Origin of the sequence: Streptococcus parasanguinis, from assembly GCF_000963275.1 — a bacterium.
Taxonomy (GTDB): Bacteria; Bacillota; Bacilli; order Lactobacillales; family Streptococcaceae; genus Streptococcus; species Streptococcus parasanguinis_B.
Window position 1 is genome coordinate 798,753 of sequence record NZ_JYOW01000001.1, and the last position, 19,167, is coordinate 817,919.

A 19,167-nucleotide genomic window follows, 5' to 3' on the forward strand; every position below is an offset into this window, starting at 1 on the left:
AAAAAAACAAAATGTCTATTATAACAGACATTTATAAAAATTGCCGTTATAATAGACATTGAATCATTTAAAAGCTTATTTCACTTTTTCTTCTTCGTAGTCGCCATTGCTACATACGACTTGTTTGCCGCCACCACGAACTTTTTTCTCAACTAAGTAGTGGCCACATTTTGGACAATCCCGACCGATTGGTTTATCCCAAGAGGTAAATTCACACTCTGGATAGCGATTGCATCCATAGAAGATGCGGTTGCGCTTGGTTTTACGTTCGATGATTTGACCTTGATGACAGTCAGGACACTCCACGCCGATTTCTTTGACAATGGCTTGGGTATGACGACAATCTGGGAAATTACTACAAGCATAGAACTTACCAAAACGTCCTAATTTAATCACCATCGGGCTACCACAGACTTCACAATCAAAACCAGCTGGTTCATCTTTAATTTGGATTTTTTCCATCTCTTCCTCAGCCTTTGCGACTTCTTTAGAGAATGGTTTGTAGAAGGCATCAATGACTTTTTGCCACTCTTCTTTTCCAAGTTCGACATCATCGAGTTTACCTTCCATCTCTGCTGTGAAGGTCACGTTGACAATATCTGGGAAGAATTCAACGATCAGTTTATTAACGATTTCTCCTAACTCTGTTGGTTCAAAGCGTTTAGCTACCAGCTTCACATAATAGCGTTTTTGAATGGTCTCAATCGTCGGAGCATAGGTTGAAGGACGACCAACCCCATTTTCTTCCAAGGTCTTAATCAAAGTTGCTTCAGAATATCGAGCAGGTGGTTGGGTAAAGTGTTGCTCAGGCTTGCTATTGACTTGCTTAACGCTATCGCCTTCTACCATATCCGGCAACATCTTGTTCTTATCTGAGTCGTTATAAATAGCCAAATAACCATCAAACTTCACCTGGCTCCCATTTGCCGTATACTGAACCCCATTTTGACCTAAACGGACATTCATGGTATCAAAGACAGCTGCTGTCATTTGACTAGCTACAAAGCGGTTCCAAATTAAGGTGTAGAGTTTTAATTGGTCTTTGTCTAAGTATTTAGCAATGCTCTCAGGAGTATTGAAGACGCTGGATGGACGAATCGCTTCGTGGGCATCTTGGGCACCAGAAGCATTCTTCACTCGGCTTCCATGCTTGGAATATTTCTCACCGAAGCGATCCACGATAAAGTTCGCTGCCTCATTTTGCGCAACTGGACTGATCCGTGTGGAATCGGTACGCATATAAGTAATCAAACCTTGAACACCAGAGCCAATATTGATTCCTTCATACAACTGCTGGGCGACCATCATGGTCTTACGTGTACGGAAGTTGATCTTATTGGCAGCATCCATCTGCATAGAAGAGGTGGTGTATGGAAGTGGCGCATTCCGACGACGTTCTTTCTTTTCCACCTTTTCAACGGTAAAATCTTTGCCATCTAAGCGTTCAAGAACAGCTTTCACCTCTTCATTGGTGTTGAGCTTCATCTTCTTGCCATCAATCCCATAGAAGCTGGCTTGGAATTGCTTGGTCCCTTTTTTAAAGACACCATCAATGGTCCAGTATTCTTCCGGCTTGAAATCATTAATCTCATTTTCACGATCAATGATTAATTTGAGGGCAACTGATTGCACGCGCCCTGCAGAAAGTCCTTTTTTAACCTTTTTCCAAAGAATAGGTGAAATCGAATACCCTACAATCCGGTCCAAGACCCGACGTGCTTGTTGGGCATCAACCAAATCCATATCGATTTGACGCGGTTCTTTAAAGGCATTTTTAACTGCATCCTTAGTGATTTCATTAAAGACCACACGGTTCTTTTCCTTAGCATCCAAGTTCAAAATATGAGCCAAATGCCAAGAAATAGCTTCTCCTTCTCGGTCCGGGTCACTTGCGAGAAAGACTTGTTTGGCTTTTTTAGCTTCTTTTTTCAAATCATTAATCAAGGGACCTTTTCCGCGAATATTGATATATTCCGGTTCATAGTTATTGTCGAAGTCAATTGACATGGTTGATTTTTTCAGGTCCCGAATATGACCAACACTGGCCATGACTTTATAGTTACGACCAAGGTATTTCTCGATTGTTTTCGCCTTAGCAGGAGACTCCACAATCACCAAATTTTTCTTGGTTGTACTGCTTTTCTTTTTTGTTACCACGTTTTATCCCTCTGTATTGTATAAATCTCATTGAGTTTAATACATTTTAAGAAAGATGTCAACTAGGAACTTCTCCTATAGGAAAATCACAATTCGTATTTCAATTCATCAAGAATGTCCTGGCCTGATGTGACAAGCTTTGCACCTTCTTGAATCAAGTGATGGCATCCTGCAGATTTTCCATCTAAAATGTTTCCTGGAATAGCAAAAACATCTCGTCCTTCCTCCATGGCACGCTCACAAGTAATTAAACTCCCTGAACGAAGTCGTGCCTCTGCCACAATCACAGCCTGACAGAGTCCTGCAATGATGCGGTTTCTCTCAGGAAAATGAAACTTCAAAGGGGCCTGTCCTGGACCATACTCGCTCAAGATCAGATGGTGCTCTCCCATGTAGGTCTGTAATCTCTGATTACTTTTCGGATAAAAAACATCCAGCCCCGTTCCTATCACTCCGATGGTCTTTCCACCATTACGAATGCTGGCATAATGCGCTGTCGCATCAATTCCCTTAGCAAGTCCACTAACAATGACCAGTTCATTTCCAAGTTCCTTAATTATCTTCTCTACAGAACGAACCCCTTCTCGCGTGGTCTCTCGAGCTCCAACAACTGCAATCTTCGGTTTGCTTAACAGTTGCAAATCCCCTTGGTAAAAAAGGAGTACAGGAGGATTGTAGATCTGTAGCAATTCCTCCGGGTATTCAGGATCAAAAATGGATAGAGATGGGAACCGTTCAAACTCCTTGTGTAAATGCTCTTCATCCAGCTGCCGGTATTTGTCTACAAAATGAATAATACTGCGACAGCGAGCGATCCTTGCTATCTCTTCTAAGCTTGGTAAGGCTTGGTCTTTCCTACAGTAGTCCAAAACTCTCAAGACTTGCTCATTTGATAAACCAGCTTCTTTTAATTTAAAGATTTCAAATTTCTCCATGGTCACCTTCTACTTCCTCTCACTTATTTATTCGAAAAAGAATGGAAAAAAAGCTCTATTTCTAGAACTTTTTTTGATATGTAGAAGAATAAAAGTAAGATGCGGCACCAATCAAGTTGCTTTCATTATGGAAGCGAGCCGCTTGGATCGGCAAGGCCTCAAATTGTTTATGCCCTTTTTGAGAGAGTAGGTTATGGTATTGTCGACTGATCTCATCGATCAGTAGCGGTTGGCTACTAATGCCCCCTCCAATTGTCACCTTCTCAAGCAGGAGCAATGATTGAAGATTAAAAATCAGAATAGCAATATCATGACAATACTCCCGAAACAAGGATTTCAGCTCCTCATGGCCTCCTTGATCAAGAGCCTTGAAAACGGCTATACCATCTGCCTTTTCTAGGTTTAAGATGTGACTAGCCTTCTCAACAAATTGAACAGCTGAACCGGTGTTTTCCAAAAGATTGGAAATGCCTTGCAAAAAGAGTCCGCGATGAAAGCGGCGATTTTCTGGTGTTCTTTCTGACTTATCAATAGACCGAATGTATTCTGTCAGTTGCCATCCTCTCAATAGGTCACGATTAGAAAGAAGAGCAAGGCCAACTCCTGTCCCCAAGACCAAGGTCGCACCGCAAGGACAATCTTTTAGATTACCAAGCCTTGCTTCCGCTAGACCAGCGGCTTCTCCATCATTGAGAACGGTGACAGGTACTTGAAATGTTTGTTCGAGTCTACTTGCTAGAGGAATGCCTCGTAAATATGGAATGAGACCACCTCGAAAGACAAAGCCAAGGCTCTTTTGGATCTCACCAGGGCATGAAATGGCGATCCCCTCGATTTCTTCCCTTACGGGTGCAACGATTTCTTCTAATCCTTGCCAAAAGTCCTCAATCGTGGGTGGTGTTGGGATCTTGTCTGTATGAACCAATTGATAGTCCGCATCCATCAGACCATACTTTATAAAGGTTCCTCCGATATCGATGGTAAATAGCATAGCCTAATCCTCACACATTGATTTGATAGGTTCAAATGAACGCCGATGGATAGGTGTCACTCCCAGCTTGTCGAGGCCAGCCAGATGCTTAGCCGTCCCATAGCCAGCGTTCTGAGCAAAATCATAACCTGGATATTCTTTATCAAACTCTTCCATCATCTGATCCCGAGTCACCTTGGCTACGATGGATGCTGCAGCAATGGATAAGGAGTTAGCATCCCCTTTGATGATACTAGTTTGGGGAATAGGAAGATCCAACCTCATGGCATCAATCAAAAGATGCTGGGGTTGAGGCTCTAGCTGACCAATGGCCTCCATCATGGCTAGCTTCGTAGCTTCATAGATATTAACCTGATCAATCACTTGATTGTCCTTGATGCCGATTCCGATCGCAATGGCGTTTTGGAGCACAGCCTCATAGATTTCTTTGTGTTTGGATTTTGGAATCTTTTTACTATCGTTGAGTCCCGGAATTTTACAAGCTTTCGGCAAGATCACGGCAGCTGCAACAACTGGACCCGCTAATGGGCCGCGTCCCACTTCATCCACACCTGCAATAAGATCAATCCCTTGAGCATAAAGTTCTTTCTCATAGGCTAGCATTTTTTCCAAACGCAAGTCTTCATCCACTTGTTTTTGGAGTTCGCGTTTTCGTTTGCTGATAGCCGCTTGAACCCCCGCTCGACCATCAAGGATCAATTCTTCAAATAAGGGATGATCTAGATCGTCAATCGTTGCCAAACGCTCTTTGATTTCTTTAATCGTTGGCATCTATTTCACCTACACGATCAAGTGAATAGCGTCCCAAACGACCATCACGTACATCCTTGACAAACAAACTGTAAAAACGGTCGTAATCCTCTCGAAATCCTAATTTCTGGGTCATTTCCATAATGATTTCAGGAGCTTCTTGTTCCAGATCCATTTGTTTAAAACGTTCCTGCAAAACAGCTGGATAGTGCTTTTTGAAATAGTTAAGACCAAAGATGGTCACTTCATCCATTGGAAGCAACTGGTCTTTGATGGCACCTGTTAAAGCGAGCTTTAAGGCCACTTCTTCATCTTCAAACTTGGGCCAGAGAATCCCAGGAGTATCCAAGATTTCAAGGTCTTTGTTGGTTTTCAACCACTGTTGCCCCTTGGTCACCCCTGGTTTATTCCCAACAACAGCAATCTTTTTCCCTGCTAAGCGGTTCATCAAAGTTGATTTCCCGGCATTAGGAATTCCGATGATCATGGTCCGAAGGGTTTCAATCTGAATTCCCCGTTCCTTTTGACGGGCAATTTTATCGGCCATCAAGCTCTTAGCAGCATCTGTGACCTTCTTAACCGTAGATTGCTCTTTGGAGTTGATAGCCAAGGTTTTGATGCCTTGAGACTCAAAATAGTCCTGCCATTCTTTTGTTGCCACAGGATCTGCCAAGTCTACCTTGTTCAAAATCATTAATTTAGGCTTATCACCAACAATTTTCGTTAACATAGGATTTTGGCTTGATAGGGGTAAACGAGCATCTACCAGAACCGTCACAAAATCCACAAATTTTAAATTTTCTTGTACTTGTCTTCTAGCTTTGGACATGTGTCCAGGAAACCATTGTATAGTTGCCATGTTCTCCATTCCTTTCCAGTTCAATCTCTTCTATTATACCATGTTTTCTGAAATCACTGTGATTAAGAAAAATACTAAAAAAGAAGCTACCTAAGTAACTTCTATTTTATATTCTAGCGAATTTGCTCAAAATGCAAATGCACGGCGATATGATCACCATAGCCGCTCCGTTCCAAATCACGTTGCAAGCGATAAGAAATATAGTGTTCAGCAATGGTAATATAACCAGCACCAAGTAAACGGTGCTCAACCATTGACTGGATCATGCTGATCGTCGCACGTTCCACTTTAGCTTCTTCCAAATCCATCACAACTTTCTTGGTCACTTGCGCCAAGTTTTGGCGAAGATCATCCGTCAAGACATAAACTGTTTGTGCTGCCTTCAAAACAGCTTGATAGATTTTATCTGGGTCAAATTCTACAACTTCACCACTACGTTTAATGACTTCCATCTTATTCTCCTTGATCATCAATATACTTCTATTATCTTAATAAATAGGGGATTTGTCAAGAATCTAAGACATCAATAATCCGGACGAAGAACTCCCGTAATGATTTCTTTGGTTGCATGGTAATCCCCGTCTACTACAACCTTGATGATACGTTTCGCTTCTTCTGCCGGTGCTGGCACCAATGGCAAACGGGTTGGCCCTGCTTCAAATCCCATATAGTTCAAGACAGCTTTGACAGGAGCTGGACTCGGATAAGAGAAGAGAGCATTGACTTTAGGGATAAATTGACGTTGGATGGCCGCAGCCTTTTTAATATCATTGTGCTCAATGGCTTGGAACATCTCATACATCTCATCCCCATTTGTATGAGAGGCTACTGAGATCACCCCATCTGCACCAAGGTTCATAGCGTGGAAAGCATCTCCATCTTCCCCTGTATAGACGAGAAATTCTTCTGGCTTGTGTTCAATCAAGTAAGCCATATTAGCAAGAGTTGTACACTCTTTAACCCCGATAATGTTTGGATGTTCTGCCAAACGAAGCATGGTTTCAGGGGTCATTTCCACTACCACGCGCCCTGGAATATTGTAGATAATAATCGGAAGATTGGATGCATCCGCAATGGCTTTAAAGTGTTGATACATACCTTCTTGGGATGGTTTGTTGTAGTAAGGAACGATAGCCAATCCTGCTGCAAAGCCACCAAAAGCATCTACTTCTTTAACGAACTCGATCGAATCGCGAGTTTCATTGGTTCCGACACCAGCGATCAAAGGAACTCGACCATTGACAATCTTTTGTACAGCTGCAAAGAGCTCCAATTCCTCATCGTGGGTCAGGGTTGGACTTTCTGCAGTCGTTCCAGCTAAGAGAATCCCGTCTGTATGATGAGCCAAGAGGTGCTCGATCAAGGCAGGAAGAGCGTCAAAATTAATGGTCCCATCTTCATGGAAGGGGGTGATAAATGCAGTGATGATTTTACAATCTTTTAAATCACTATAAGACATAGAAAAACCTTTCTCTATATAAGAAAGAGGCTGGGGCATGCTTGCCTTTGCCTCATGATCTGTTCATAAAACAAGTTGATTTGCTAGGTAGCTGAGGAAGAAATCAAACTCTTCGAGTTACTGATTTCTGAATCGTGACGCAGTGGTTGATTGGAACTACTCATGTTTGCAACATTCGTACTTCCTAATCAACTGTGCGGGGGAAAAACTACGAAATCAAACTCTTCGAGTTACTGATTTCTGTTTTTCTCCCTATTTCAATTCAAACTTCAATTCAGCTGTTGGACGTACGAGTCCACGTTCATGAAGGGTTTCTGCGATTTGAACGGAGTTCCAAGCGGCACCTTTGAGGAGGTTGTCTGAAACCACCCACATGTGGATCCCTTTTTCAGCATCCAAGTCTTTACGGATACGTCCAACGAAAGTATCACGTGAACCGACAGCATTAACTGCTTGAGGATAGATTTGGTGAGCAACGTCGTCTTCAAGGACAGCACCTGGGAAGGCAGCAATCGCAGCTTTCACTTCGTCAATTGGTGCCACTTCTTTAGTTTCAATGTAGACTGACTCAGAGTGAGCTGACAAGACTGGAATCCGCACACATGTTGCTGAAACAGCAATGCTATCATCTTCCATGATTTTCTTGGTTTCATTCGTCATCTTCATTTCTTCATATGTGTAGTCATTATCTGTGAAGACATCAATTTGAGGAAGAGCGTTGAAGGCGATTGGATAGTGTTTCTTATCTCCACCTGAAGGCAAAATTTCAGCTTTGACATCACGTGGATTAACGCCGTCGTTTAAGACTTCCTTCAACTCACGTTGGGTTTCAAGAATTGCTCCCATACCAGCACCTGATACAGCTTGGTAAGTGGATACGATGATACGGTCCAATCCCCATTTTTGACGGACTGGCTCAAGAGCGACCATCATTTGGATCGTTGAACAGTTTGGACAAGAGATAATTCCGTTATGAGCATCAAGCGCATGTGCATTCACTTCAGGAACAACCAATGGGACATCCGGATTTTGACGGAAATAAGAAGTGTTATCCACCACCACTGCGCCTGCTTTCACAGCGTATGGTGCATATTTAGCAGATGTTGAACCGCCAGCTGAGAAAAGGGCAATATCAACCCCTTCGAAAGCATCTTCAGTCGTTTCTTCGATGGTCACGTCTTGCCCTTTAAATTGCAAGACTTTTCCTGCAGAACGTGCTGACGCAAGGTAGCGAATTTTGTCGATTGGAAGTGTTGATTCTTCCAACATTTTGATCATTTGAGCACCAACGGCACCTGTAGCACCGACAACAGCAACTGTGTATCCCATAGTAAATCCTCTTTCAAAATTTTCTAAAAATTGAGTATTTGTACTATTATACAATTTTTTGGCATAAATGAAAAGTACCAACAGTAGGAAAAAATCCTGATTCTAAGACCAGGATTTTTAATGGTTATTTATCATAAAAGCTCTTTAATTCAGGTCATAGTTCAAGTCACTTAAATCTTTCTTACCTTGTGTTTCTTCAGCAAGAAATGGAACTTGATGGATCCCCTTTACACCTGCTACGATAGACGCTGGAAAGGAAACAATTTCTTGATTGATGTGGCTGACATTACTGTTAACAATTCGCTTCGCTGCAGCAAGATCTTCATTTTCGTCAGCAATTTCCTTTTGTAGGGCCAAGAATTGGTTAGAAGACAAGAGCTCTGGATAGTTTTCACCGACTGCACGAATTTGTGCCAAGACATCATTTTGATTGGTAATGACTTGATTGGATTCTTGAATAGTCGCTCCTTGGCGTAAAGAAACTAAATCAGTGAAAATCTGTTGCTCGTGCTTTGCATAGGCTTTGGCTACTTTTAGCATTTCCGAAATGGTATCATAGCGTTTTACGAGGACGATATCAACCGTTCTCTTTGATTCTTCAATGGTCACTAGATAGCGATTGAGACGATTTCCTACACTAATAAACCAAATAGCCAATAGGGCAACAAATATGATTAAGCCGATAATGAGATTCATGATGCTTCTCCTTCAAAAATTGCTGTTATTTCTTTAATTAAAGCTAGTTCTCTGCATAATTTATGATATTCAGATACCAAAGATAGTTGATCAATATCTTCCGGTTTTTGGGGAGTCGGAAAGATATAGCGATCGGTATACAAAGAAATAAATAGTTTCTTGTCTTTCAAAAATACACACATGGCATTTTGAGAAATTTGTCGATCAAACCATTCCAACATCTTAGGGGTGAGAAATTTACGGGCAGACAGTTCGTCCGTGCAGTAGATATTGTAATTTTCGTTATTGCGAATATCCTCGGTTTCAATCTGCACTTCATCCCCTCTGGCTCCAGGATAAACCCCATTCACCTCCCTCTTAAAAAGAAAGGATTTCTTGGTCGGAACCACCCGAAGATGACCAGAGAAATTGATCGGTAGACATAAAGAGAACACTTGTCCAAGAAAATCTGTAACTTCCACATGTTCCGTCCTCGTATGTCCATTAGACGTCCGGTAACGAGTCTCCGTATGATGGGCATAGAGATTTGACACCGTTAGCTCTTTGTCATCATGAAACGATAGTTCTTTGAAACATAGAAAATCAGTCGATCGAGGACATAAATGCGAGAGAGCTTCAGAAGGGATGGAACCGTCCTCTTTGATCGAAGCCTTAGGAAAAACTTCCTTTAATACAGGCGACAGGATATCATCAAGATAGATCTCATCGTTCGAACGAATTCGATCCCCAAACAAGGCTTTTCGTTTTTTATATTGCGGCCAATAATACAAACCAACAACTAAAAGGATCAAAGGAATAGCTGCAAAACGCAATAAAATGAGAGACAGTATGGCGCAAATAATACCAAAAGATCGCAAAACATTCCACTGAAGATTGTTCTTCATCTGTTCTCGGATCAATCCGATGGCATCCTGAAATTGTTTGGAGTTTTCAAGCTCTTCAATTTTTTGCGAATAGTCTGTAGATGCTGAATCATTAGAATGATAGAAATCTCCCAATCAACTCCACTCCTTTCTGACCTAGGCACTTTACTATATTATAACACCAACATAACTTTGTAGCAACTGTATTATAATAGTTTTGGTATTTTGAAGGTACAAAAAAATCCTGATCCGAAGACCAGGATTTGAGGCACCTTTCGGTGAGAACAGCCGGTTCACACAACTGTTCAAGGTCCGCTCCTGCGTTACAATTGAATGTAGACCTCCTCAGCGCAAAAGGCTCCTAAGAGCCAATCGACTCATCGCATGAATCTAGTTTACCATGAACATCCACAAACTGTCAAGAAGGTAAGTACTTGCTTCCTTCCCGAATGCTTAATGGTGACAACTGATCTCGATAGCGGTCGATAAAGACCCCTACCCAATCCGGATTGACCTTGGAATAGTTGCGTAAGCTCCAGCCAATTGCCTTATTTATAAAGAACTCGCTTTGACCTAGATTATTGAGGATCACTTTTTCTAACAAATCCGTATCTGTTTTTTCTTTCCTCATAAGCTGGTGATCAATGGCAATCCGCCTCAACCAAAAGTCCTGATCCCTACTCCAATCCAGCATAACCTGTTTGGTTTCTGGATATGTGAAAGTAATCTCTCCGATGATGCGGTCCAACTGATCAATACTATCCCACCAGGACTTGGTTTGAGCCAATTCCTTTAGCTTTGGAAAATCTTCAGGTCTAAGCTCCTTCTTCTTTTTATCCAGATAATCCATAGCAATATATTGAAACTCACGATAAGGTTGCTGCCAACACTCTTCCACAAAAGTCCAATCAATTGGATCCTTTATGAAAGGTTTAAAAAACTCTCTTTCAATCTTTTTGAGAATTGGTTTTTGAACGCCAAGAAAGCTGAATTTATTTTTCATATAAGCTTCCATTGCTGGGACTTTCGCTGGATCAGCTTGGTCTTCTAACAATTTCAAAAGAATTTTTGTATCCATATGATTCCTCCTTTTTTACATCAAAGGTCCAATCAAAGAAAAGAGATAGCCACCCAGACGATGAGCTATAGGCATTTTAGACAAGCTATCCAGAGTAACTTCCTCTGAGAGAGCCTGGGTTTTCTCAAAATCTTCTTCAATCTTAAGCACTTCCAGATTTTTGTAGAGATAAACCCCATCTTCAAAATTTTGATAGAGACTTCGGTAGTCTGTATTAATGGTTCCTACCACCGCTTGTTGGCTATCAGAAACATAAACCTTAGCATGGACAAAGCCTGGGGTATAACGGAAAATACGGACGCCAGCATCCAAGAGCACTTTAAAATAGGTCGTCGCAATATCAAAGGCATACTGTTTATCTGGAATCCCTGGCATAATGATCCGAACATCTACTCCTCGTTTGGCCGCAAAAGTCATGGCTCTAACCAATTCGTCATCCAAGATCAAATAAGGGGTCATGATGTGAACATAATCGGTCGATGTATTCAGTAAATGAAGATAAACATCCTCAGCCACTTTGTGATAGGTCAATGGTGAATTGCCATAAGGGAGTACAAAGCCCTGGCTCTTTCTTTGTTGAGGTTTTTCTTGTAGATAGTGCTCCATATCCGCTTTATCTTCTATTCCAGTCACTGTCCACATGGTCAAAAAGAGAGCTTTTAGCGTTTGAACTGCTGAACCATCTAATCGAAGGGCCGTGTCCTTCCAATGACCAAAGTGTTCTCGTTTATTGACATACTCATCAGCGATATTAACGCCACCAGTATAAGCAACTTGACCATCAATCACTGTAATCTTTCGATGGTCTCGGTAATTGTAATAGGTTGATAGAATAGGCTTGACTGGTGAGAAGGCCTGGGCTTTAATCCCAACCTTGTGCAATCGCTCGATATAATCGTAGGACAAGGTAGTCATCTCATTCATCCCATCAAACATGACACGAACATCCAGACCTGCCTTGGCCTTCTCCTCTAAAATGGCTAAAATCTCACCCCACATGATCCCTTCGTCAATAATGAAATATTCCATGAAGATATAACGCTCCGCCCTTTTCAAATCCTCCAACAAGGCTGGAAGCATGTCATCTCCAAGTGGAAAATAGGTAACCTCTGTGTCTCTGTAGATAGGAAACTGTGCTGGACTATGCTCCAAAAAATAAGCTAATTTCTGTAATTGGCGATCACTTTGGGATAAATAATCAGCAACTCCTGGATCGGTGCTTAGATAGTCGGATGCCTGCACTGTAGCATCCTCAAGTCGTTTTTTCAAGCGTCTTACACCCAAATCAGCTAACGAAAAATAGAGCAGAGCCGTCCCAAAAATTGGAAAGAGGGCAATGATAATCACCCAGGACAGTTTGGAACGAGAATCCATGGAACGATTGAGCAAGTAAAAGAAGGTAAAGACACTCAACAAGTGTTCCCATAAGATAATGGATGGGAAATGCTCTTGTAGACTGAGATATGAAAAGACAAGAAAGGCCAATTCCAGTAAGAAGAACAGAAGAATGGGAACCTTTCGGTTAAGTAGAATTTTAGCCCATCTTGAGGCCTTTTGAGGTAACAGTCTAGCACTTTGTTCTTGAGTCATAAAAACCTCTTTCGTATAAAAACATCTTCTATGCTGAATAATTTATGGATTGTTTCAAGTGATATGGAGCTTTCATTTCATTTAGCTACTACTCCTTATCAGCTCTTACTTGATTTTTCTCACCGGCCCTTCGATCGTCTTTTGCATCCAGACGATATCATGCCATTTGTTAAACTTATAGCCAATCTTTGGGAAATGAGCCACTTGGACATACCCTCGCTTTTCATGCATGGAAATGCTCGCTTCGTTCGGAACTGCGATACAAGCCAGAAAGCGTAAATAGCCTCGTGATTGCAACTCCTCTTCTAAGGCCGTATAAAGGGCCGATCCAATCCCTTGTCCACGCGCTTCTTTTGCTACATAAATAGACAATTCAGTGGTCCAATCATAGGCAGCGCGTGCATAATAGGTCGAAGCATAGGCATACCCCACAACTTTCCCATCCACTTCTGCGACCAAATAAGGAAATTGGGTCAGCGTTTTTACGATGCGACTTTCAAATTCCTGGACAGTCGGCACATCAACCTCAAAGGTAATGGCTGTCTCTGTCACATAAGGTTGGTAAATCGCTCGGATAGCTGCTGCATCGCTGAGCTGAACGGGTCGAATCATTATGGTGGCCTCCTCATTAGATTATACCTAGTATACCGATATGCCTTCTCACTGTCAATGAAGGACTAGCAGCAAGCAAAAAATCCTGGAATTGTATCCAGGATTTCCATCCTTCTTAAACCGTTTGACTTAATCACAACATCCGGTAAAGGAATAAAGCACTCGGAGCCTTCAAAAAGCTCTTTTGCTTGGAATTTGTTGCTTTTAGCACATAGTTAGGTTTGACTGTTTTGGTGACTGTCTTAGCCTGTTTAAGATTCAGGCCGGTTTGTTTTTTAGACGGTTGAAGGGAAGCTTTAACTGCGCCTGCTTGAAGGGGTTTTTCTTTCACCTTCAAGGCTTGTACAACTGGTTTTGAAGCAGGAGCAGATAGTCCTGCTTGAGCTGAATGAGAGAGTTGACTCATGGTTTGATTGTTTCTGACTTCGACATGGTTTAGGATACCTCCATTTGGATTGAGGTGATCGGTCACACCTGTATCAAATGGCGCTACAAATACATTGTCCTCAATGGTGACATTTTTAATATCTCCATAGCGCGTTTCAACATCAATCGATCCACGATGCTTGTTGTAGATATCGCTCTTCGTCCCTGTACGCTCCAAGAGATTGTGGTGAACCCGAATTCCTTCTTCATTCAAATCAAAGTTATGGCCCTTAAAGACAGTTGTCAAGCGAATTCCGGCATCCCCGATATTGTCTTTAATCCGATTGTAGGCAATTTCATGGCCTTTTCCACCAAAGATTCCCACACCTCCAGCGCGCCAACCGAGTTCAATCGTATTGTGCAAGAATTTATTATTTTCTGCTACTGCTGATTCTGTTCCATCCGCAATACTTGACCAGCTGGCTAGTCCGTCATCTCCATTTCCACGGATACTAGAATTGCGGACAATCGAATTCTTAGTCCCTTGGGCAAAGTTGACGCCGTCAGCCAGGTTATTGCGCAAACGGACATTTTCTACTACTAGACCATCTGTGTACTTCATATCATTTTTTCCAGCATAATCGCCAATCCACATGCCGACTTCAAAATGTTCGGCCCAAATATCGTGAATATGAGAATTCTTCCCTGGCGTTCCAGAAATGGCCTTGTACTGAGCATTTTCACCATAGCGTGAACGGAGGTTGGAGGATAGATAGACATCGCTAAATTCAACATGGTTGTCTTGGTGAAGGAAGTCAAATCCACCGCCACCAGCTTGGTCACTAGTAAAATGCAGTTGGGTATGCCAGATACCAGCCCCTGAAATCTTCATATCAGAAGCATCGATACCGACTTTTCGATTGAGATTAAATCGCCCAGCTGGGATATAGACATTTTTACCGGTTTGTTTTGCCTCATAAATCGCATCATAGAGGGCCTGGCTGTCATCGGTATCATCATTTGGCGTAGCTCCTTTAGAAATGATATTGATGGCATTGTCTCCCTGAGCAATCGGGTCCGGAGCTTGCTCAAATTCCACAAAGTCAAGGCCGTAATGGACGTCGTCTGCTTTGTTTTTTACGAGTGAAACCACATCTCCTTTTTGAAGTTGAATGCCTGGAAGCAGGCTATGCACTTCGTCAAATTGGAAGCGGGCACGTGTATCAGCCTGTGCACTATCGTGTACACCTTTGTCATTCAAATACTGCCAGTTAGATGAGGACGAAAGATTCAATTGTTGAACACTATGACCATTCACCTGTACATCGAGTTGTCCACTTGCGCCATCTGGTACCGTGTAGCGTACGGTTAAAGCATTGGCTGGTTCATTGACCTTAAAGGAAACACCATCTCCCTTTTCTTTTAAAGCGACATAAGTCTGATCAGAAGCTTCAATAGCTGTTGAGTGACTGTCTTGAGACTGCTCCACCTCTGCATTTCCAAGGAGATCTCCTTTGTCAGCCTCATAACGGGTGTAAGGCATAGATGCTCCATATTTGCTGGTATCTACTTGAGAACTTGCGGGATCAGAGGTTGTCGCTTCTTGCCCTTGTGTTTGGACTTGTGCCTGCTCTCCAGCTTGATCAGCTGCCACAGATTGTCCAGTCAAAAAACAAGCCCCCATGATCGCAATCACGACAGAAAAGACTCCAAGCTTAGACTTGCGAATACCAAAAACGATATCTTTGTTTAAATGATTCATCACACATTTCTCCTTTTATTTTTTACAACAATTCTATCCTAATAAAAATTATCATGACAAACAAGGTGAATTGTGTGAATATTCTGTATCAATTTGTTGCAGATATGTTAACCTTTTTATGTAGTAATAAAAGTGAGTAAGAAAAAGAGGCTGAGAATGCTTTCTCAAACCTCTTTCGATGACACAAGCTTATTCGGCTTTTTTATTTGAAAATTGGCTATTGTAGAGCTCATAGTAGAATCCTTTGTCTGCCAACAAGGATTGGTGATTTCCTTGCTCGATGATTTGGCCATCTTTGAGGACAAGGATTTTATCTGCTTCTTGAATGGTAGACAGGCGGTGAGCAATGACAAAGCTAGTCCGGCCTTTCATCAAATTCTTCATCGCTTTTTGAATCAAGAGCTCTAAACGCGTATCGACAGAAGACGTCGCTTCATCCAAAATCAAGATTTTAGGATCAGCCAGGAGCGCACGAGCAATCGTTAGGAGTTGCTTTTGCCCTAGAGAAATATTGCTAGACTCCTGGTTCATTTCCATATTATAACCACCAGGAAGCGTTCTGATAAAGTGATCAACATTAGCTGCCTTTGCAGCTTCAACAATTTCTTCATCCGTTGCGTCTAGGTTACCAAAGCGAAGATTTTCTTTGATGGTTCCCTCGTACAACCAGGCATCCTGAAGTACCATCCCAAATTGCTTACGGTAATCTTGGCGAGACAGATGGCGAATATCATGACCATCCACCGTAATCGATCCCGCAGTCACATCGTAAAAGCGCATGAGCAGATTAATCAGGGTTGTTTTCCCTGCTCCGGTAGGTCCGACAATAGCCACCATTTCACCTGGTTTCACTTCTAGGTTAAAATCACGAATCAAGGGTTTATCCGCTACATATTGAAAATCAACATGTTTAAAGCTAACTTGCCCTGTCAAATCTCCAGAGAGTGTTTCTGTCACATCTGCCACTTCATCTGGTTCATCCATGACTTGGAAAATCCGATCTAGTGACGATTTGGCACTTTGGAGTTGGCCGGCTAATTGGGTCAAGTTTTGAATGGGTTGATTGATCTGCCAGACATACTGAACGAAGGCTTGCATATTCCCGACTGTCAAACGACCCGCTACCACTTGCAAGCCCCCCATCAAAGCGATCATCAGATAGGTCAAATCTGAAATCCCATTTAAAATCGGCATCATTAAGCCGGAAATGAAGTTGGCCTTGAATCCTACCTTTTGTAGATGATGGGTAATATCATGAAACTCTTCCTGGGAAGATTTTTCTCGGACATAGAGCTTAAGGACATTAAAACCTGTTAAATTTTCTTGAACGAAGCCGTTCATTGCTCCCAAAACATCTGCCTGCTCTTTAAAGTAAGGCTGAGATTTTTTCATGATAAATCGAGCACTGAAATAAGTGATCGGAATGGACAAGATCACCACCATCCCTAATTGGATATTTAAGTACAAGACCATGCTGATGACAAAGAGCAAGGTAAAGATAGCATTGACGATTTGTAAAAAGGACTGTTGCAAGGCATTAGAGACGGTTTCGACATCGCTAGTAAAACGTCCGAGCAAATCTCCAAACTGATGCTGGTCAAAATAAGAAACCGGAATGTGATTGATTTTATGAGACAAATCATTTCGCATGTCCTGAACGGTTTTTTGAACAGCATTGGTCATGAAATAGTTGGAATAATAAGATCCCAACTCATAGAGAACCCCACGGAATAGATAGAGCGTCATAATGATCGCGATATAGGAGGTGTTAAGACCAGCTCCCGCAAGGCCTTTTGCCATATCCATGAGATTTTTTGTCAACTCAGTAATGGCAAGTCCCAAAACAAAGGGTTCGACAACACTCATGACGACACTCAGGATTTTTAAGAAAATGGACAAGCAAACTTCCAAGCGATAGGCTCTCAAGTAAGTCCATAGTCTAGAAAAACTGTTTTGTTCTTGTTTCATCTGCTTCTCCTTTCTATTCCTCTGTTAATGATGGACTATCGAGCTGCGAATTGGCAATTTCACGATAGATCTCATTGCTTTCCATCAATTCATCGTGGGTTCCTCGACCAACGATCTCCCCTTGGTCCAAGACAATAATTTGATCCGCATCCATAATGGTTCCCACGCGTTGCGCTACGATCAAGACGGTCGCATCTCCTGTGACTTCTTTGAGACGCTTCCGCAAAGTGGCATCCGTCTTGTAGTCTAAGGCAGAGAAGGAATCATCAAAAATAAAGACATCTGGATCTTTGACAACGGCACGAGCGATGGATAAGCGTTGTTTTTGACCACCTGAAAGGTTGCTACCACCTTCTGCCAAATGGGTATCAAAGCGTTCCTCACGACTGTCGATAAATTCCTTGGCTTGGGAAATTTCAGCCGCTTGTTCTAGCTCTTGTACAGAGGCATCTTCTTTCCCATAACGAAGGTTCTCAGCAATGGTTCCTGTAAAGAGCAAGGCCTTTTGCGGAATAAAACCAATCTTTTGGCGAAGGGCTTTCAGATTGTAGTCACGGACATCTACACCATCCACCAAAATTTTCCCTAGGGTGACATCATAGAATCGAGGAATCAACTGCACAAGTGAAGATTTTCCAGAACCGGTTGAGCCAATAAAGGCAATGGTTTCGCCAGGTTGGGCTTGAAAGGAAATGTTGTGGAGAACCGGACTCTCCGTCTCACCTGGATAAGCAAAGGTGACATTGTCAAATTCCAAATAGCCACGAGATGCTGTTTCTGTTACACCATTCTCATTTGGATCGATCGAAATGGGCATGTCCATGATTTCCTTGAGCCGACGACTAGAAACCGCAGTCCGAGGATACATAGTAAAGAGATTGGCTAAAAAGAGGAAGGATAAGAGCGCGTGGAAGCTATACTCAATAAAGGCAACCAGATCCCCAATTTTCAAACTACCGTCATGAAGAGGATCCAAAGCAAACCAGACAATCGCCACAATCATAGCAATGATGATCTGCACAAACAGGGGTTCTGTCAAACCAGTTAGTTTGAACAATTTATTCGAGTTTTCCGCATAGACTTCATTTTCAGCCGCAAATTTATCCTCTTGGAATTCTTCGCGGGCAAAGGCACGAATCACACGAAGTCCAGTCAAATTTTCACGTGCAAACTGGTTGAGATGGTCGAGTGTCTTTTGTTGCTTCTCAGAAAGAGGACGTGTCTTAACTGCTACATACCAGACGACGACAGCAAGAAATGGTACAGAAACCGCTACAATCCACGCTAAAGAAGGACTGGTCGTCAGAATCAAGAGAACACTGGAAACCATCATCAAGGGTGTGATGACCCCCATCTTCAACATAGAATCCGCAAACTGCATCAAAACAAAGGCATCAGAAGTCAAGCGAGTGACCAATGACGATACCCCAATTTGCTCATACTCGTGATGCGAGTACTCCTGTAACTTAGCATAGAGGTCATTGCGCATATCACGGACCATAGTGGTCGTTAGTTGACCAACCGCGTAAGACAAGATAATCCGCCCCAAAATCCCAAGCAAAATAATCGCAAACATGACCCAGCCCCAGAAATAAAGCCGATCCACATCACGCGGGTTAATCCCCTCATCAATCATGCGAGCTAGAATCGTTGGCAAGCCCAAATTGACAATAACAAACAGGACCGCTGAAAATAGATTCAGGGCTAGCCACTTGGGATACTTTTTCAAGTAAGACCAAATATATAGCATAG

At 42.3% G+C, this 19,167-nt stretch carries 16 protein-coding genes; all 16 read right to left on the minus strand.

The genetic code is table 11. The features are described 5' to 3' along the window. Nucleotides 1-75: 75 nt before the first annotated feature. The gene (gene topA / locus TZ97_RS04015; protein ID WP_045759471.1) at nucleotides 76-2,157 is read right to left on the minus strand and encodes a type I DNA topoisomerase; all 2,082 of its coding nucleotides are present in this window, start codon (nucleotides 2,155-2,157) and stop codon (nucleotides 76-78) included. An 86-nt stretch (nucleotides 2,158-2,243) separates the two neighbouring features. Continuing rightward, nucleotides 2,244-3,092 carry a DNA-processing protein DprA gene (gene dprA, locus TZ97_RS04020; protein WP_003007405.1) on the minus strand — a complete coding sequence of 283 codons (849 nt, stop codon included), beginning with the start codon at nucleotides 3,090-3,092 and terminating at the stop codon, nucleotides 2,244-2,246. Between the two features lie 61 nt (nucleotides 3,093-3,153). Beyond that, nucleotides 3,154-4,083, minus strand: a complete 930-nt coding sequence (locus TZ97_RS04025) for an ROK family protein (protein WP_045759472.1) — start codon at nucleotides 4,081-4,083, stop codon at nucleotides 3,154-3,156. Between the two features lie 3 nt (nucleotides 4,084-4,086). After that, a complete protein-coding gene (locus TZ97_RS04030) occupies nucleotides 4,087-4,854 on the minus strand; it encodes a ribonuclease HII (protein ID WP_045759473.1) in 768 nt (255 codons plus the stop codon). Further along, complete coding sequence (gene ylqF / locus TZ97_RS04035; protein WP_023918177.1) at nucleotides 4,841-5,692, minus strand: ribosome biogenesis GTPase YlqF; 852 nt, start codon at nucleotides 5,690-5,692, stop codon at nucleotides 4,841-4,843. Before ylqF ends, TZ97_RS04030 begins: the two co-directional genes overlap by 14 nt. A 113-nt stretch (nucleotides 5,693-5,805) precedes the next feature. Beyond that, nucleotides 5,806-6,144: an ATP cone domain-containing protein gene (locus tag TZ97_RS04040; RefSeq protein ID WP_006597242.1), complete on the minus strand. Its 339-nt coding sequence runs from the start codon at nucleotides 6,142-6,144 to the stop codon at nucleotides 5,806-5,808. 71 nt (nucleotides 6,145-6,215) lie between these two features. Beyond that, on the minus strand, nucleotides 6,216-7,151 hold the full coding sequence (gene dapA, locus TZ97_RS04045) for a 4-hydroxy-tetrahydrodipicolinate synthase (RefSeq protein WP_037607907.1): 936 nt from the start codon (nucleotides 7,149-7,151) through the stop codon (nucleotides 6,216-6,218). 252 nt (nucleotides 7,152-7,403) lie between these two features. Beyond that, nucleotides 7,404-8,480, minus strand: a complete 1,077-nt coding sequence (locus TZ97_RS04050; RefSeq protein ID WP_045759474.1) for an aspartate-semialdehyde dehydrogenase — start codon at nucleotides 8,478-8,480, stop codon at nucleotides 7,404-7,406. Nucleotides 8,481-8,624: 144 nt separating this feature from the next. Continuing rightward, a complete protein-coding gene (locus TZ97_RS04055; RefSeq protein WP_045759475.1) occupies nucleotides 8,625-9,176 on the minus strand; it encodes a LemA family protein in 552 nt (183 codons plus the stop codon). After that, nucleotides 9,173-10,174 (minus strand): DUF3137 domain-containing protein, encoded by a 1,002-nt coding sequence (locus TZ97_RS04060; protein ID WP_045759476.1) that lies wholly within the window; start codon nucleotides 10,172-10,174, stop codon nucleotides 9,173-9,175. The genes TZ97_RS04055 and TZ97_RS04060 overlap by 4 nt, the downstream gene beginning before the upstream one ends. Before the next feature lie 283 nt (nucleotides 10,175-10,457). Continuing rightward, nucleotides 10,458-11,117 carry a DNA alkylation repair protein gene (locus TZ97_RS04065; protein ID WP_045759477.1) on the minus strand — a complete coding sequence of 220 codons (660 nt, stop codon included), beginning with the start codon at nucleotides 11,115-11,117 and terminating at the stop codon, nucleotides 10,458-10,460. Between the two features lie 15 nt (nucleotides 11,118-11,132). Continuing rightward, complete coding sequence (gene cls / locus TZ97_RS04070; protein ID WP_045759478.1) at nucleotides 11,133-12,707, minus strand: cardiolipin synthase; 1,575 nt, start codon at nucleotides 12,705-12,707, stop codon at nucleotides 11,133-11,135. Between the two features lie 105 nt (nucleotides 12,708-12,812). Next, nucleotides 12,813-13,319 (minus strand): GNAT family N-acetyltransferase, encoded by a 507-nt coding sequence (locus tag TZ97_RS04075; protein WP_045759479.1) that lies wholly within the window; start codon nucleotides 13,317-13,319, stop codon nucleotides 12,813-12,815. Between the two features lie 133 nt (nucleotides 13,320-13,452). Beyond that, a complete protein-coding gene (locus tag TZ97_RS04080) occupies nucleotides 13,453-15,447 on the minus strand; it encodes a right-handed parallel beta-helix repeat-containing protein (protein WP_052690139.1) in 1,995 nt (664 codons plus the stop codon). A gap of 189 nt (nucleotides 15,448-15,636) precedes the next feature. Then, complete coding sequence (locus TZ97_RS04085) at nucleotides 15,637-17,415, minus strand: ABC transporter ATP-binding protein (RefSeq protein ID WP_045759480.1); 1,779 nt, start codon at nucleotides 17,413-17,415, stop codon at nucleotides 15,637-15,639. A 13-nt stretch (nucleotides 17,416-17,428) separates the two neighbouring features. Beyond that, nucleotides 17,429-19,165, minus strand: a complete 1,737-nt coding sequence (locus tag TZ97_RS04090; RefSeq protein WP_045759481.1) for an ABC transporter ATP-binding protein — start codon at nucleotides 19,163-19,165, stop codon at nucleotides 17,429-17,431. Nucleotides 19,166-19,167: the final 2 nt, after the last annotated feature.